This is a genomic window from Eubacterium sp. ER2, assembly GCF_000765215.1.
GTDB lineage: Bacteria > Bacillota > Clostridia > Lachnospirales > Lachnospiraceae > Claveliimonas > Claveliimonas intestinigallinarum.
The window spans coordinates 174,604-190,355 of the sequence record NZ_JPJE01000018.1 but is presented as its reverse complement, the minus strand read 5'-3'; the positions used below and the strand labels follow the sequence as shown (position 1 = coordinate 190,355).

Annotated in this window: 16 protein-coding genes; 6 read left to right on the top strand and 10 right to left on the bottom strand. The window is 54.1% G+C overall.

Annotation, left to right across the window (positions count from 1 at the left end; genetic code table 11):
• Positions 1 to 107: 107 nt before the first annotated feature.
• The 5 genes from ilvC to NI21_RS0106955 form a co-directional block, all read right to left on the bottom strand.
• Positions 108 to 1,127, bottom strand: coding sequence for a ketol-acid reductoisomerase (gene ilvC, locus NI21_RS0106975; RefSeq protein ID WP_033125505.1), 1,020 nt, complete (start codon positions 1,125 to 1,127; stop codon positions 108 to 110).
• A gap of 66 nt (positions 1,128 to 1,193) precedes the next feature.
• Complete coding sequence (gene ilvN, locus NI21_RS0106970) at positions 1,194 to 1,736, bottom strand: acetolactate synthase small subunit (protein ID WP_052083993.1); 543 nt, start codon at positions 1,734 to 1,736, stop codon at positions 1,194 to 1,196.
• A 132-nt stretch (positions 1,737 to 1,868) separates the two neighbouring features.
• Positions 1,869 to 3,677 carry an ABC-F family ATP-binding cassette domain-containing protein gene (locus NI21_RS0106965; protein ID WP_033125504.1) on the bottom strand — a complete coding sequence of 603 codons (1,809 nt, stop codon included), beginning with the start codon at positions 3,675 to 3,677 and terminating at the stop codon, positions 1,869 to 1,871.
• Between the two features lie 243 nt (positions 3,678 to 3,920).
• On the bottom strand, positions 3,921 to 4,298 hold the full coding sequence (crcB, locus tag NI21_RS0106960) for a fluoride efflux transporter CrcB (RefSeq protein WP_330635874.1): 378 nt from the start codon (positions 4,296 to 4,298) through the stop codon (positions 3,921 to 3,923).
• 142 nt (positions 4,299 to 4,440) lie between these two features.
• Positions 4,441 to 5,916 carry a carbon starvation protein A gene (locus tag NI21_RS0106955; RefSeq protein WP_033125503.1) on the bottom strand — a complete coding sequence of 492 codons (1,476 nt, stop codon included), beginning with the start codon at positions 5,914 to 5,916 and terminating at the stop codon, positions 4,441 to 4,443.
• 208 nt (positions 5,917 to 6,124) lie between these two features.
• On the opposite strand from NI21_RS0106955, the gene NI21_RS0106950 reads away from it, so the two are divergent.
• Complete coding sequence (locus NI21_RS0106950; RefSeq protein ID WP_347562482.1) at positions 6,125 to 7,030, top strand: MoxR family ATPase; 906 nt, start codon at positions 6,125 to 6,127, stop codon at positions 7,028 to 7,030.
• 22 nt (positions 7,031 to 7,052) lie between these two features.
• Positions 7,053 to 8,819, top strand: a complete 1,767-nt coding sequence (locus NI21_RS0106945; RefSeq protein WP_033125502.1) for a hypothetical protein — start codon at positions 7,053 to 7,055, stop codon at positions 8,817 to 8,819.
• Between the two features lie 66 nt (positions 8,820 to 8,885).
• Here the strand turns inward: NI21_RS0106945 and NI21_RS0106940 are convergent, their stop codons facing one another.
• The 4 genes from NI21_RS0106940 to NI21_RS0106930 all read right to left on the bottom strand — a co-directional run bounded on the left by NI21_RS0106940 (position 8,886) and on the right by NI21_RS0106930 (position 12,219).
• Positions 8,886 to 10,010, bottom strand: a complete 1,125-nt coding sequence (locus tag NI21_RS0106940) for a DUF362 domain-containing protein (protein WP_033125501.1) — start codon at positions 10,008 to 10,010, stop codon at positions 8,886 to 8,888.
• 54 nt (positions 10,011 to 10,064) lie between these two features.
• On the bottom strand, positions 10,065 to 10,979 hold the full coding sequence (locus tag NI21_RS0106935) for a DMT family transporter (RefSeq protein ID WP_033125500.1): 915 nt from the start codon (positions 10,977 to 10,979) through the stop codon (positions 10,065 to 10,067).
• A gap of 125 nt (positions 10,980 to 11,104) precedes the next feature.
• Positions 11,105 to 11,236, bottom strand: coding sequence for a hypothetical protein (locus tag NI21_RS17170; protein WP_255349846.1), 132 nt, complete (start codon positions 11,234 to 11,236; stop codon positions 11,105 to 11,107).
• 110 nt (positions 11,237 to 11,346) lie between these two features.
• Positions 11,347 to 12,219: a DegV family protein gene (locus NI21_RS0106930; protein ID WP_033125499.1), complete on the bottom strand. Its 873-nt coding sequence runs from the start codon at positions 12,217 to 12,219 to the stop codon at positions 11,347 to 11,349.
• 183 nt (positions 12,220 to 12,402) lie between these two features.
• Between NI21_RS0106930 and NI21_RS0106925 the strand changes: the two genes are divergently transcribed.
• From NI21_RS0106925 to NI21_RS0106910, 4 genes are all read left to right on the top strand, one after another.
• A complete protein-coding gene (locus NI21_RS0106925; RefSeq protein WP_033125498.1) occupies positions 12,403 to 13,758 on the top strand; it encodes a uracil-xanthine permease family protein in 1,356 nt (451 codons plus the stop codon).
• A 200-nt stretch (positions 13,759 to 13,958) separates the two neighbouring features.
• Complete coding sequence (locus NI21_RS0106920) at positions 13,959 to 14,393, top strand: MarR family winged helix-turn-helix transcriptional regulator (RefSeq protein WP_033125497.1); 435 nt, start codon at positions 13,959 to 13,961, stop codon at positions 14,391 to 14,393.
• Between the two features lie 3 nt (positions 14,394 to 14,396).
• Positions 14,397 to 14,615 (top strand): DUF6198 family protein, encoded by a 219-nt coding sequence (locus NI21_RS0106915; RefSeq protein ID WP_033125496.1) that lies wholly within the window; start codon positions 14,397 to 14,399, stop codon positions 14,613 to 14,615.
• Positions 14,597 to 14,800 (top strand): cytidylate kinase family protein, encoded by a 204-nt coding sequence (locus NI21_RS0106910; protein WP_033125495.1) that lies wholly within the window; start codon positions 14,597 to 14,599, stop codon positions 14,798 to 14,800. The genes NI21_RS0106915 and NI21_RS0106910 overlap by 19 nt, the downstream gene beginning before the upstream one ends.
• Before the next feature lie 45 nt (positions 14,801 to 14,845).
• Here the strand turns inward: NI21_RS0106910 and NI21_RS0106905 are convergent, their stop codons facing one another.
• Positions 14,846 to 15,721 carry a YitT family protein gene (locus NI21_RS0106905; protein WP_033125494.1) on the bottom strand — a complete coding sequence of 292 codons (876 nt, stop codon included), beginning with the start codon at positions 15,719 to 15,721 and terminating at the stop codon, positions 14,846 to 14,848.
• Positions 15,722 to 15,752 lie beyond the last annotated feature (31 nt).

Below are 15,752 nucleotides of genomic sequence, written 5' to 3'. Positions count from 1 at the left end.
CCGGGCCAGAAAACAGGCCCTTGGCCTAACAAAAAAAGGCATCCTCCGGAGCTTCCGCTCCGTAAGATGCCTTTTCTTCATCTCTTTTATATATGTAGGATTTCTGATTAGTTGTTGATCAGCTTGTCCTCGCCGTTCCAGCTGTAAAGCTTTCTGATCTCTTCTCCGACCTTCTCTGACGGATGCTCTGCAGCCAGCTTTCTCATGGCCTTGAAGTGAACCTGACGTCCGGCGTCTGACATATCCAGCAGGAACTCTTTTGCGAAGGAGCCGTCCTGGATATCGGAGAGGATCTTCTTCATAGCCTTCTTTGTATCCTCTGTGATGATCTTCGGTCCTGTGATGTAATCACCGTACTCTGCTGTGTTGGAGATGGAGTATCTCATTCCGGCAAAGCCGCTCTGGTAGATCAGGTCTACGATCAGCTTCATCTCGTGGATACACTCAAAGTATGCGTTTCTCGGATCATATCCTGCCTCGCACAGTGTCTCAAATCCAGCCTGCATCAGAGCGCATACGCCGCCGCAAAGAACAGCCTGCTCACCGAAGAGGTCTGTCTCTGTCTCAACACGGAAGGTTGTCTCCAGAAGTCCGGCTCTTGCTCCGCCGATAGCCAGTCCGTAAGCCAGTGCACGGTCCCAGGCCTTTCCTGTTGCGTCCTGCTCAACAGCGATCAGGCAGGGAGTTCCTTTTCCAGCCTGGTACTCGCTTCTTACTGTGTGGCCCGGAGCCTTCGGAGCGATCATAGTAACATCCACGTTCTTCGGCGGCTTGATGCATCCGAAATGGATGTTGAAGCCGTGTGCGAACATCAGCATGTTGCCCTCTTCCAGGTTCGGCTCGATGTCCTTCTTGTACATATCAGCCTGCTTCTCATCGTTGATCAGGATCATGATCACGTCAGCCTGCTTTGCGGCCTCTGCTGCTGTGTATACCTTAAATCCCTGTGCCTCAGCCTTGGCCCAGGACTTGCTTCCCTCGTAAAGTCCTACGATGACATCGCATCCGGACTCTTTCAGGTTCAGCGCGTGGGCATGTCCCTGGCTTCCGTATCCGATGATTGCGATCTTCTGTCCTTCCAGTGCTGATAAATTACAGTCTTCCTGGTAAAAAATTCTTGCTGCCATTTTTACATTCCTCCTAAAATATAATCTTTATATTGTTAAAGGCTTTAGTCCTTTAGCATGCACATTTTACTTGGCGCCGTCGTCCGGGTTCCATGTCCTCTTCTGTCCGTTCTCGTCAATCACAGTGATGTTCTTGACTCCTCTGGACAGTCCGGTAATTCCGGTTCTCGCCAGCTCCAGTATCTCATAGCCGTCAAGGAGATTTAAGAAAGCCTCCAGCTTGGACTGATTTCCTGTCAGCTCCAGCATCAGGGACTCCTTCTCCACATCCACCACCTTGGCCCGGAAAATATCTGCCACGGAGATGATCTCCGCCCTCTGGGCCGCGTTAGCTCTCACCTTCACCATGATCAGCTCGCGGTAAACGGACTCGCCCTCTTTCAGCACCTTGATCTCAATGACATCCTCCAGCTTGCGTACCTGCTTCTCGATCTGAGAGAGGATCAGCTCGTCGCCACTTGACACGATCGTAATTCTTGTAAAGCGGGGATCAGCGGTCACACCTGCGGTAATGCTGTCAATACTGTAGCCCCGCCGGCTGAAAAGTCCTGAAATTCGACTCAGCACACCCGGCGTGTTGTCAACCAGCAGTGAAAATACCCTATTCATATCTGCACCTCTTTTCATTTGATTTTTTCAAAAACAGAGTGCGTTCTGTTTTTTTATAATAGCAATTCTATATAGTTTTGTCAAGCAGTTTCCAGAAACTTTTATTTTCAGGAAATTTTGCTTCCGTAAATCCTACTTCTGCCCCTCTATTTTCTCGGCCAGCTCTGTCAGATAGACCCACCGTTCCATCTTCTCGTCCAGCTCTGCCTGCGCCTGCTCCTTTTTCTCCATCAGCTCCCCAAGCTTTGCCGAGTTGGTAGCGTTGGCCATAATCTCCCCGTCCAGCTCCTCCAGCTTCTCCTCCAGGGCCGCTATGTCCTCATCAATGGTCTCGTACTCTCTCTGTTCTTTGTAGGAGAATTTGAGCTTTGCGTTCCTGTGCTGCTTCCAGTCCTTCGCCCCGCTTTTATCCTGTGCTTCTGCCTCGCTCTTCTTTCCCGGAGCCTGACTGTGGATCCCGGCGGAAATCTCCTCCCGCCCCTTTGTCTCGATGTAGTCCGTATAGCCTCCCTCATACTGTCTGAGAGCTCCTCCTCCGCAGAACTCAAAGATCCGGTCCGCCACATTGTCCAGGAAATACCGATCATGAGAGACAGTCACTACGATCCCTGTAAAGGCGGACAGGTAGTCCTCCAGGATCGTCATGGTGGGGATGTCCAGGTCGTTGGTGCACTCGTCAAGGACGAGGAAATTGGGGTTTGACTGCAGGATCCCAAGCAGATAAAGGCGCTTCTTCTCTCCGCCGGACAGCTTTCCGACCGGAGAATACTGCATTTCCGGCGTAAAGAGAAAGCGCTCCAGCATCTGGGAGGCGCTTATCCTGCCCTCCTTTGTCTGCACATACTCGCCTATATCCTTCACATAGTCGATGACTCTCTGCTCTGTGTCCATCTGGGGCAGCTCCTGGGAGAAATAAGCTATCCGCACAGTCTCCCCCACTTCCACCTGTCCGCCATCCGGCTCCACCTCCCCGGCAATGATCTTCAGCAGGGTGGATTTTCCGCAGCCGTTGGGCCCCACGATCCCCACCTTCTGATTTTTCAGGAAAATGTAGTCAAAATCCCGGATAATCACATTTTCGCCATAGCTCTTGCTGATGTGGTGCAGCTCCACCGTCTTCCTGCCCATCCTCGTCTCCACCGAATCGATCTGGGCCGTCTCCTTAGCCACAGGGGCCGCCTGGCTCTTGAGCGCCTCCAGCCTCTCCAGCCGCGCTCTCTGCTTGGTGGATCTGGCGCGGCATCCCCTCCTGGCCCACTCCAGTTCCATCCGAAGGACGCTCTTTCTCTTTCTCTCCGAGGCAAGCTCACTCTCCTCCCTGGCCGCCTTCAGCTCAAGGAACTGTGAATAATTCGCCTCGTATCCGTAAATCTTTCCCCAGTCAATTTCCAGAATTCTGTCTGTCACCTTGTCCAGAAAATACCGGTCGTGAGTCACCATCAGAACAGTGCCCCGGAAGGATTTCAGATAGTCCTCCAGCCAGCTGATCATCTCCTGATCCAGGTGGTTGGTGGGCTCGTCCAGAAGCAGCACATCAAAGGAGTCCGCCAGCAGCCTGGCCATGGCGGTCCGCTTCTTCTGCCCGCCGGACAGGGTATCGATGGGGGCTTCCCAGTCCGTGATGCCCAGCTCATTGAGATTGCTCTGCACCTTCCAGTCCATATCCGGATCCCCGCTGAAGGCCCAGGAGGAGACCGTGGCCCCGTCCTCAAACTGAGGCGTCTGTGAGAGGTAGGCCATGCGGATGCCGCTGCGGGTCACGATCTGCCCCTCATCCGGTGTCTCCAGCCCTGCCACAAGGCGCAGGAGGGTGGTCTTTCCAGTCCCGTTGATGCCGATGATCCCCACCTTGTCCCCCTCCTGCACGCCGTAGGAGGCGTCCTCAAAAATCGTCTTGCCGCCAAAAACCTTGCTGATATGTTCAATGTTGATGATATTCATAAGTAAAACCTCTTTTCATTTTCCTTTGCCGCTGGCGAAAACACTTGCGGCAAACCACTGCACATGACGCTATTTTATAGGATTTCTTTTCTCCCGGCAAGTCCATAGGAGCAAAAATGGCCTCTGCAAATGCTGCGAGCAAACTATATGCCTGAATTCTATTGACTGTTCCCCGGGGGCACATGCCATCTCTTGTCATGGTCATCCTGCCCTTTACCTCCGCCATGCGCAGCCGGGCAGAGTTTACCACCTGGAGGCAGCCCACAGACCTGCAGCCACGCCGGCAAGACAGCCCAGGACACTGAGCAGCATATAAGTCACGGCAAGGCCCGGATGCCCCTTCTCCAGGAGCTGCCAGGCCTCCAGTGAGAAGGTGGAAAAGGTCGTAAAACCGCCGCACACTCCCGTCTTCAGGAAGAGCACCAGCCCCTCCGGGGCCTGCCTCCTGGCCGCCATACCGGCGATCACGCCGATGGCCAGGGCCCCCAGCAGATTGGTCGCAAGGGTCAGCACAGGGAAGGTACCCTTGTAGGGCAGAAGGCTGACAGCGTACCGGAGCATGGCTCCCACAGCCCCGCCCAGTCCCACAAAAACAAAGCTCGCAAGCTGCATCTCATTCACCTCTCTCAAAATCATTTCTCTTGTAAAATCATTTTCCGGCAAAGATCATTTCTTCGGGAAACTAAATTTTATCGCGCAGACAAAGGGCAGGACCGTCAAGGCCCTGCCCCTCTCTATGCAAAGTGTATATGGTTCTGTTACATTATGCGTTCTGCGCCTTGCGTGCCGCGCGCTTTTTGCCGTACCAGATAATGAGTGCGACATAAACGGCTGCCGCAATGACACCGATCACATAGGATGCGCCCCACGGTACATTGAAGCCGATCTTGGCGTTTACAATGTATGTAATTGTGACAAAGGCATACCATGCGCCCGGGATCAGAGGCATCCAGACAAATTTTGCTTTTCCGTTCTCAAACATCCATACAGAGATGGCGATGAAGGCGAACAGCGACAGCGTCTGGTTTGACCATGCGAAGTAACGCCACAGGATGTTGAATCCTTCCGCATTGCTCTTTGCAAATACAAGGATGACAGCAACCAGGATGAAGATAACAGCTGCCAGGCCCAGACGTTTTTTCACATTTTTCTGATCAAGGTGAAGGGCATCAGAGATGGCCATACGCAGGGAGCGAAGGGCTGTATCTCCGGATGTGATGGGAAGTACGATGACGCCCAGAAGAGCGATCACGCCGCCCACAGGTCCAAGGATATCCTTGCAGACAACACCGATGGTAGCTGTGGCAAGTGAAGCATCCGCAGCCTGCAGTCCCAGGTTGTAAACGCCCATGGCGCCTGCAGCCCAAACCATAGCGATGAATCCCTCCAGAACCATCATGTTGTAGAATGTCATGCGGCCCTGGCGCTCGCTCTTCATTGTACGGGAGATGATGGCTGTCTGTGTGGAGTGGAATCCAGACAGAATACCACATGCCACCGTGATGAAGAAGATCGGGATAAAGTGGTTTGCACTGAAATAGTCACCGTAGGATACAAGAGCGCCGTTCCAGTTGTCCCAGATGTTGATCAGCGGGTAGCCCTTTGCAAAAAGGCCGACAAATACGCCGAGTGCGGAGAACAGAAGGATTGCTCCGAAGATCGGGTAGATACGTCCGATGATCTTGTCGATGGGGAATACAGTAGCGACCAGGTAGTAAACAAAGATCACACCGTAGATCACCCATGTGGAAACGGAGGTTGCCTTTCCGTCAAAGCCGAACACCTGTGTCGCGGCAATGTCGCCAGGTGTGTAGATAAATACAGCGCCTACCAGAAGAAGCAGCAGACTGCAGAAAATCTGGTAAACAGTGTACACGCCTTTGTTGCTGTATCTGCGGATCATATCCGGCATCTGTGTACCTCCGTCACGCAGACAGATCATACCGGAAAAGTAATCGTGCATAGCGCCGCCGATAATATTTCCGATAGGGATCGTGATAAATGCGATAGGCCCGAAAAGAATTCCCTGGATAGGTCCAAGGATCGGGCCTGTACCTGCAATATTCAGCAGGTTGATCAGACTGTTCTTCCACTCTCTCATGGGAACATAGTCCAGACCGTCCTGTTTTGTGTAGGCAGGAGTCTTCCTGTCATCAGGCCCAAATACATGCTCGCAGAATTTGCCGTACAGCGCAGCGCCGACGAACAGGATCACGAGACCGATAATAAAAGTTGCCATATGTTTCCCTCCTTTTTCTCATTCCATAAACTACACTTTTACGCACTAATTTAGTATAACAGTGCGAATTTTAAAAGTAAAGAAACTTTTTTAATCAATATCTCTTGATCTATTTTAATATTTTTTTCAGTATTCCGACTATTCTTCTCATTTTTTTACCAAAGTGATATAATACACCTGTCAATTTATGAGGAAGCGAGGGATCATTGTGCTGAAATTTTTAGAGGAAGAACAGATCGATCCACAGGTGATCAATGGGATAAAGGAATTCAGGAAAGCCTATGCGCTGGAGACGGAGGCTGCGGAAACGCCCCGCTATTTTTATTATGGAAGGAACGTGTGGGAACAGGCTGCCCAGGCTCTTCTGGCCGGCGAAAACCTGCTCCTGGCGGGGGCCAAAGCCACCGGGAAAAACGTGCTGGCGGAAAATCTGGCTGCCGCCTTCGGGCGGCCGGTATACAACGTCTCCCTCCACATCAATGCCGACGCGGCGTCCATGCTGGGGACAGACACATTTAAAAACGGGGAGGTCACCTTCCGCCCCGGCCCGGTCAGCGAGGCTGCCGCAGGGGGAGGCTTCTGTGTGCTGGATGAGATCAATATGGCCAGGAATGAGGCTCTGGCAGTCCTCCACTCAGTCCTGGACTTCCGCCGCTTTGTCCAGATCCCCGGATATAAAAAAATCCGGATCCACGGCGCCACCCGGTTCATCGCCACTATGAACTACGGCTATGCCGGGACGCGGGAACTGAACGAGGCGCTCTCCTCCCGCTTTATGATCCTTATCATGCCGGAAATCGCAAAGGAGGATCTCTCCCGTCTGCTCACCAGAGAGTTTCCCGCCATGAAGCCTGACTATGTCCGGCAGTTCACCTCTCTTTTCATTGATATAAGGGATAAATGCAGGAGCGGTGAGCTGACGGAAAAGGTACTGGATCTGCGGGGACTCACCGGTGCTCTGCGGATGATGCAGGGAGGGCTGGCCCCTTGTCAGGCTCTGGACATGGGCCTGACAAACAAGACCCCGGACGAGTACGAGCAGTCCCTTGTTCGGGATATCATCGCATCCAGGATTTCCAAAAAGACAGACGCACAGGCCATCTTCCGGCCGTAGCAGAGAGGCGGTATACCAGAACATGCAGGAAAAGAAGCTTCCCCGCCCTCAGAGGCGGGCTCTAAATATCATATGGACTGCCGCCGGCGACTACTCCTTCACCCCTTCCTTCACCGCCTTCTGGCAGGACGGGGAGCCGGACTTTTACATGAACTCCATCATCGGATATGTACACAAGTGGTATGACCCGGACATCATGGGGGAGCTCTTTGACCAGATCAACCGCTCTTTCCTCCGGGAAACGCTGGACGGCCTTCTCTGGGTCGCCCTGGAAAGCTGCGCCTATGAGAGGGAATCAGCCCAGCGGCCTGTGCTGTCCGAAATGCGCCTGCGCCATGCAGAAACATTCTTCGCCCAGGAGCTGTCCCGATCCCGGCAGCAGTGGATGGCCCAGAACAGTCTTGTCTACGCTCTCCAGGCAGCCCGGTGCCGTCTGGTCCTGGGAAAGGAGGCGGGCCTTGTGAACCCCTGGGAGAGGCGACTCTTTGCAGACCTCCAGTACGATGGGGCCATGACAGCGCAGGAGATCAGAGAGCGGACCCTTCAGGTCTTCCGCAGATATTTCCCGATCCTCTCCTCCCCCGGACGTCCCTCTGTCCTGGCCGGCCTTCGCCAAAAGCTCCGCCGCTTCCTTCTTCGCAGACTCCCCTCCCGCCTGGTCCGCACGGACACGCTCCTCATGACCGGCGTCATCCCCGGGGAGGGCCGGGTCGCCGAAGGACGCAGAGGCCTGGATGTGGGCCGCCAGAACCCGGCTGTCCAGAAGGCGGATCTCCTCTATATAGAGGGCTGCTTTGGAAAGCCTCTGTACACGGAGGAGGAATGGCGGCGGATCGAGGATGAGCTGTGCCGGGACGCCCATGCCAGATGCCATCTCTATTTTACAGACGGCCAGCAGGGAGCCGCCCCCTCCCCGGACACCGCGGTGCAGAAGGTTCGGCGGGACGCCGCCGCCCAGATGTACAGGAATAAAGCACATTTCCAGGGCAGATACAGGCTCTACAGGGCCAGCATCACCCGGCTCTCGGAACAGATACGAAGCAGTCTTCTGGTCTATCCCCAGCCCATCCGGGTCCGCAGCCGGTCCGGCGTCCTCTTCCCCTCCCAGATCTGGAGGGGACTCTACCTGGACGATCCACGGGTCTTCATGGACACGCTGGATGAGTCGGAGGCAGACTTCTCTGTGGATCTGATGCTGGACGCCTCCGCCTCACGGCTTCAGAGCCAGGAGATCATCGCGGCCCAGGGCTATGTCATCGCCCGAAGCCTGCAGCTTTGCCGCATACCGGTACAGGTCTTCTCCTTTCTCAGCGTCCGGGGCTACACGGTCCTACAGAGGTTTGTGGACTACAGCCAGACAGATCCGGGACAGGCGGAGCACATCTTCCGGTATTTCGCGGCCGGATGGAACAGGGACGGCCTGGCCCTCCGGGGCGCCGGGCACCTGATGGAGGACTCTCCTGCAAGGAATCGCCTTCTCATCGTCCTCACCGACGCCAGCCCTAACGACGACCGGCGGATCCCCGCCACCCCAGCCGGTTCCTCCAGGAGGCTTGTGAGCCAGGACTACTCCGGTCAGGCCGGCGTGAAGGACACTGCCGCTGAGGTCCGGGCCCTGCGGAAAAAGGATGTATACGTGTGCGGCATCCTGACCGGCGCCGACGGGGACACCAGCGCCGCCCGGGAGATCTTTGGCAATGATTTTGTCCGCATAGAGAAAATGGAGCGCTTCAGCGAGGCCGCCGGGGTGCTCATACAGCAGCAGATACAAAAGCTGACCCTGCGCTAGAGGCCTTTGTCGCCTCGGCAGGGTCAGCTTTTTGCCGTCTGTCTCACTTTATAATCATTGTGTCCTCTATTTCACTTCGATCAGCTCATACTCCCTTGTGCCGATGCCGATCTTCTCCGCATGGGCCAGACAGGTCTCCCACTCGCTCTCCGGCGTGGTGTTGACAAAGTGGTCGTGGTGATCGCAGAAATCGCGCTCGTGCATCCGGTCGTCCAGAAGGCTTCCCGGTATGGGCTGCTGCGCGTTGCAGGCATCCGCGCAGGCCTGGTCCAGGGCCACCGGATCAAAGCTGGCGAACATGCCCACATCCGGCAGGATGGGAAGATCGTTCTCCGCATGGCAGTCACAGTAGGGCGATACATCGATGACCAGGTTGATGTGGAAATTCGGTCTGCCGTCCAGCACCGCCTTGGAGTACTCCGCGATCTTCATATCCAGATCCTTCACCGCGGAGCTGTTCTCGTTGTAGATGGCGTCAAAGTTGCAGGCTCCCAGGCACCGTCCGCAGCCCACGCATTTGTCGTGGTCAATGCTGGCCTTCTTCTCCGGGAAGGAAATAGCGCCGTGGGCGCAGTTCTTTGAACAGACGCGGCAGCCCACACAGTGCTCCCTGTCCACAGTCGGCTTGCCGCTATTGTGCTGCTCCATCTTGCCGGCTCTGCTCCCGCAGCCCATGCCAATGTTCTTGAGGGCTCCGCCGAATCCGGTGGCCTCATGCCCTTTAAAATGGTTGAGGCTGATAAAGATGTCCGCGTCCATAATGGCCCGGCCGATCTTCGCCTCCTTGACCAGCTCTCCTCCCCGCACCGGCACATAGGCCTCATCTGTCCCCTTCAGGCCGTCGGCAATAATAATATGGCAGCCTGTGGATAGGATGTTAAACCCGTTCTCATAGGCTGCGGAAAGGTGCTCCAGCGCATCCTTTCTTCTGCCCACATAGAGTGTGTTGCAGTCTGTCAGGAAGGGACGTCCTCCCAGCTCCTTGATCACGTCTGCCACCGCCTTGGCATAGTTTGGCCGAAGGAAAGACAGATTGCCCGGCTCTCCGAAATGGATCTTGATGGCCGTCATCTTCTTCTCAAAATCAATCTCCCCGATGCCCGCCTTTTTGATCAGCTTCTGCAGCTTCCGGGGAAGGTTGGTTCCAGGCAGAGCCCGGAGGTCAGTAAAATACACTTTTGATTTTTCCATTGCTTTCTCCTCTTTATTCTTTATATTTTTTCTGGATTTCTCTGTATCTTTCCATTACCTGTCTTTTTTCAGTCCCGGCAGAGATAAAAGGAGCACCGCAGCCAGAATGCACAGGATGCCAGCCACATCTATCCCCGCAAACACAACATGCATGATAAGGGCCGATGCCACAGTGGCTGTGACAGGCTCCACAGAGGCCAGCAGGCTGGCCTTTGCCGCCCCGATCATACGCACTCCCTCCATATAGAAGGAGAAGGACAGCACTGTTCCCACAACGATGACCACCGCCAGAGCTCCCACCGCCTCCAGATCCCAGTGCCCGGCCACATGCCAGGGGCGGGTAAAGGCGGACAGCACAATGCCGCCCACCAGCATACCCCAGCCGATGACACAGAAGGTGCCGTACTTTTTCATAAGCTTTGTGGGGAGCAGATTATACACAGCCATCATGACCGCGGACAAAAGCCCCCAGGCCAGAGCCTCCCCGGAAAGGGCCATGGTTCGGACATTTCCGTGGGTGGCCAGAAGAAACGTCCCTCCCAGCGCCAGGATCAGGGCTGCAATCTCAAAGCCCTTCGGGCACCTCCTCATGCGGACAGACTCATACCCCAGGATCAGCACCGGCGCTGTGTACTGCAGCACCGTGGCTGTCCCCGCGTTGGAGAGCTCCACCGCCGTGTAGTAGGAGAGCTGGCAGCCAGCCATCCCGAAGATGGCAAAGAGGACAAGGATAAGAGCGTCCCTTTTGTCTGTCCAGATCTTCCAGAAGGTATTCCTCTGCTTGACAAGCACTGTGGACAGGAGCAGGATGCCCGCGATCACAAGCCGGACGCTGACAAGCCACCTGGCGTTTGTCCCCTTATACTCAAATAAGAACTGTCCAAAGACGCCTGCCAGTCCCCAGAATATCCCTCCAATGAGGGCGATGGACATCCCTCTCATCGCCTCTCTTCTTTCCATATTTGTCATAATACTGAATGCCTCTTCCTATGTTTTTTAGCTGCCTTTGCATTTAAGCAGAAAAAAATCCCATATCCGTCTTTTCTTTCCGGACTGATATGGGATACTCTCAGGATCTGTACCGCATGCCATCTCTAGTGCGCCGCCGTGTAGGGCTTTCTCTTAAACACTTCCCTTGCCTTGGCGTCCACCTTTGATTCCATGCTGTAGTAGGATCTCATCAGATCGGCTTTAATCCTTTTGCGGCTTCTTCTCTCTTTTCTCATCTTCCACATCCTCACTGTCCTAAAATGTTGATATAGAAAGATTAACATACAATTGTCACAAAAGGATTAAGCCTTTGTCAAATCCAGGTAAAGCCTCTGCTATCGTACCCTTACTGTACTGTTTTCCCGTAAAAGATCAGTCCCACCACACCGGGGCCCGCGTGGGTGCCGATGCTTGGGCTCACATCATTGATCACGATATTGTCAAAGCCCAGCTCCGCCACCTGCTCCTTCACAGCCCTGGCGTCCTCCAGGCAGTCTCCGTGCACGATGGCTACAGGCCTGTCCTTGCCGAAGCGCTCCGTGTCAAGGGACTGCTCCATCTTTGTCACCAGAGTCTTCAGGGCTTTCTTCCTGCCCCGCACCGTACCGTCAGACTTCAGCTCCCCGGAGGCCGTCACCGTAAGAAGGGGCTTGATGTTGATCATGCTGCCCACCACAGCCGTCGTCTTGGAGACCCGTCCGCCTCTCTGGAGATGGTGAAGATCGTCCACCGTGAAATACACATTTATATGGTCTCTCTCCTCTGTCAGCGTATCATAGATCTCCTCCATGGATCGCCCTTCCTCTTTGAGCTGCGCCGCCCGCATGACGGATACCCCTTCGCCCAGGGAGGCGTTGAGGGAGTCAAATACAAGGATCCTTCTGCCCGGGAAGTCCTCCATCAGGTCCCTGGCCGCCACCTGCACGTTCTGGCAGCTGCCGCTGAGGGCGCTGGAAAAAGCGATGTGAAGAATATCCTTTCTCTGTTTTAATATAGCCGTAAACTTTTCACGGATCACCTCCGGATTGTTTGCCATGGATTTGGGAAGCTCTCCCTTCCTCATGGTCTCATAAAATTCTGACGGCTCCATCTTGATCTCATCCCCGTATACAGTGTCCCCGAACATGTAGTACTGGGGGATAACGGGAATTTTGTACTGCTCCAGAAATTCTTCCGGGACATCCGAGTTGGAGTCTGTTGTGATCACAAAATCTGCCATGCCAAAAACCTCCTTGTAAAATACCGCTTTGCCCATTATATCGCATTGCGGAGGAATTTACCAGTGATTTGATTTTCTTCTTTGCAATTCGCCCGTTTAGTGATAAAGTAGTATGGTAGTTTGCTGTGCGGCCTGCCCGCGCAGTGGAAAAAGGTAAATCTATATAGTACATAGGAGGAAATTATGTCTGGTTCAAATTCATCTGTCAAGAAAACACACGCGTCTGTTTTTGAACTGAACGGTGTGCCGTCCTTCGGGCAGGCTCTGCCCCTGGCTCTGCAGCATGTAGTCGCCATGATCGTGGGATGCGTCACGCCGTCCATCATTGTTGCAGGTGTGGCCGGGATCAACGACAGCGACAGGGTCATTCTCATACAGGCCGCTCTGTTCTGCTCCGCTATCAGCACACTGCTCCAGCTTTTCCCGTTTATTAAATTTGGAAATTTCCAGCTCGGAAGCGCCCTGCCTGTCATCATGGGCATCAGCTTTGCCTACGTGCCCAGCATGCAGGCTATTGCAGGCACCTACGACATCGCCACCATTCTGGGCGCACAGGTGGTAGGCGGCGTTGTCGCCATCATTGTGGGCTTCTGCATAAGGAAGATCCGCATCCTGTTCCCGCCCCTTGTGACAGGGACCGTCGTCTTCACTATCGGCCTTTCTCTGTACCCCACTGCTGTCAACTATATGGCGGGCGGTACCTCCAGCGATGCCTACGGCTCCTGGCAGAACTGGCTTGTAGCCTTTTTTACGCTGGCTGTTGTGACAGGCCTCAATCACTTTGCCAAAGGCTTCCTTAAGCTGGCCTCCATCCTGATCGGTATTGTGGCCGGCTATATTCTGGCTATCCCCTTTGGCCTTGTGGATCTGTCCGGTGTCCAGTCCGCCGGGCTCTTCCAGCTTCCGCAGCCGCTGCACTTTTCCATGAGCTTTGAGCCCTCCGCCTGCATAGCCATCGGACTTCTGTTCGCCATCAACTCCATTCAGGCCATCGGAGACTTCTCCGCCACAACATCCGGCAGCATGAACCGGATGCCTGAGAACAAGGAGCTGCAGGGAGGCATTGTCATGTACGGCATCAGCAACATCCTCTGCGCCTTCCTGGGAGGACTTCCCACAGCCACCTACAGCCAGAACGTGGGTATTGTGACCACTACAAAGGTCATCAACCGCTGCGTGCTGGGACTGGCCGCCATCATCCTGATGATCGCCGGCTTTGTGCCCAAGTTCTCCGGTCTTCTGACCACCATTCCCCAGTGTGTGCTGGGCGGCGCCACCATATCTGTGTTCGCCTCCATCGCCATGACCGGCATCAAGCTCATCTTCCAGCAGGAGATGAACTTCCGGAACACCTCCATTGTGGGACTTTCCGTGGCTCTCGGCATGGGAATTACCCAGGCCTCCGGCTCACTGGCCGCCTTCCCCGAGTGGGTGACTACCGTATTTGGAAGCTCACCGGTTGTTGTTGCCACACTGATGGCCATTCTTCTGAACGTCATACTCCCAAAGGAGGAGAAAAAAGAAGAAGGGACAAAATAAGAAAAAATCCGAGTGAACTGTAAGAAGGAGAATGCCTTGTGGCATCCTCCTTTTTTATTCTTGACTTTTCCTTTCCATATAATTATAATTCTAACTATTTGAATTCTAATATTTTATCCATAGTATCCGCCTGCAGTGCGATGCTGCCTGTGCGTACAGCATGGACGCTGCCGGCGATGCACAAAAGGAGGAACATTCCCATGTATGCTCAGAAGCTTTCTTTCCACTATCTCAGCATGTCCGTCCACGCCATGTTTCACAGGCGTCTCCTGGACAGCCTGAAGTGCCGTCAGCTCACAGCCGGCCAGCCCAAGGTACTGGACTATCTCCAGGACCACAACGGGGCCACCCAGAAAGAAATCGCGGCGGCCTGCCACATAGAGCCCGGATCTCTGACCGCCGTTCTGAACCGGATGGAACAGAAAAATATGATCCAGCGCAGGATGCTTGACGGCAACCGGCGTTCTCTCCATGTCTTTTTAACCCCCTCCGGCCGAAGAGACCAGGAGGCAGTCAGGGACGCCTTTCTGCGCCTGGAGGAACAGGCTTTTCAGGGCATAGCAGAAGAGGATCGGGAGGTATTCATGAGAATTTTCCAGAGAATCTACGATAATCTTTCAGAAGGAGGCAGATAAAATTTGGAAAAATTAAAACGCTATATCTTATTTTTTATCGGACTTTTTATCAATGCATTCGGGGTGAGCCTGATCACAAAGGCGGATCTTGGCACCTCTCCTATTTCTTCCATCCCCTATGTGCTTAGTCTGCACTTCCCCATGACACTGGGAACCTTCACTGTCATATTCAGCCTGTTTCTCATTGCGCTGCAGCTTATATCATGTCACGAGAGGGACTGACTGAGGAGAAGGCACGCCAGAAAATCCGTCAGACAGACCAGCACCGGGCGGAGTACTATCACTACTACACCCGGCGTCCCTGGGGATCTGCCCCCAACTACCACCTCTGTCTGGACACCCGGATGGGAGAGGCTTTCATCCAGGATACTGTCATAAAGGCGGCCCACACGCTTGGCCAGAGCTGAGAGCGCCGGCTGCCCTCAAACAGGAGCACATTTAATCTGCTATTCTTACTCGATATTTTCATCGTCCAGTCTGTGGAAGTCACGGTTGTTCCCAAATACGTGAATCAGGGGAATGACCTTGATAAAGCAGTCGTAGCTTCCCTCCTTGATAAACTCCCGGAGCTGCACGTACTCCCTGGAATTGCACACGCAGCTCATCTGGACCTTGGACTCCTTTGAGTAGCCTCCCATGGCGTCGTGGTAGATGGTCACACTTTTGTGTATAGTGTTGATGACGAAATCCTCGATCTTCTCCATATTCTTCCCGATCATCTGCACGTCGTACAGCTTTGGTCCCAGGTTAAACACCACATAGTTCATACTGTTCACATAGATGAGCTGTCCCGCAAAGGCGTAGGCCAGCTGATCCAGGCTGAAGGCCAGGGTCATGAAAAGAAGGATGATGACCTCCTCAAAGGAGTAGATCTTCTTCAGCTCCGTGGACTTCCAGATGGTCTTCTTCAATATCTTTGCCACCGTGTCATCCCCGCCATAGGAAAATCCGATCCGGTAGGGAATACCGATCCCCACGCCGTAGAGGACTCCAAACGCCGCCAGGGCGATGAGCTTCTCCTCAAAGATGATCTGCACATCCACAAAGCTCAGCACCCACAGAACCATGGGGTAAAGGATAGAGAGGATGACGATATTGGACGCATCCTTTCTCCCCAGCGTTAGCCATGTGATGATCAAAATGACAATGGTGATGGCATAGTAGATCAGCGCGTAATTGATCCCTGTGAAATGCTCAATGGTCATGGAAATACCTGTGATTCCCGGCGCTGCCAGACCGTTGGGAATCATGATCCAGTTGGTCGCGATGCTGCAGCACAGACAGCCAAGGATCAGAAGAAACGCTTTAAAAACCGGTGATTTTTTCATAGTGCTCTGTGCAGGACCCCCGCATCCCGCT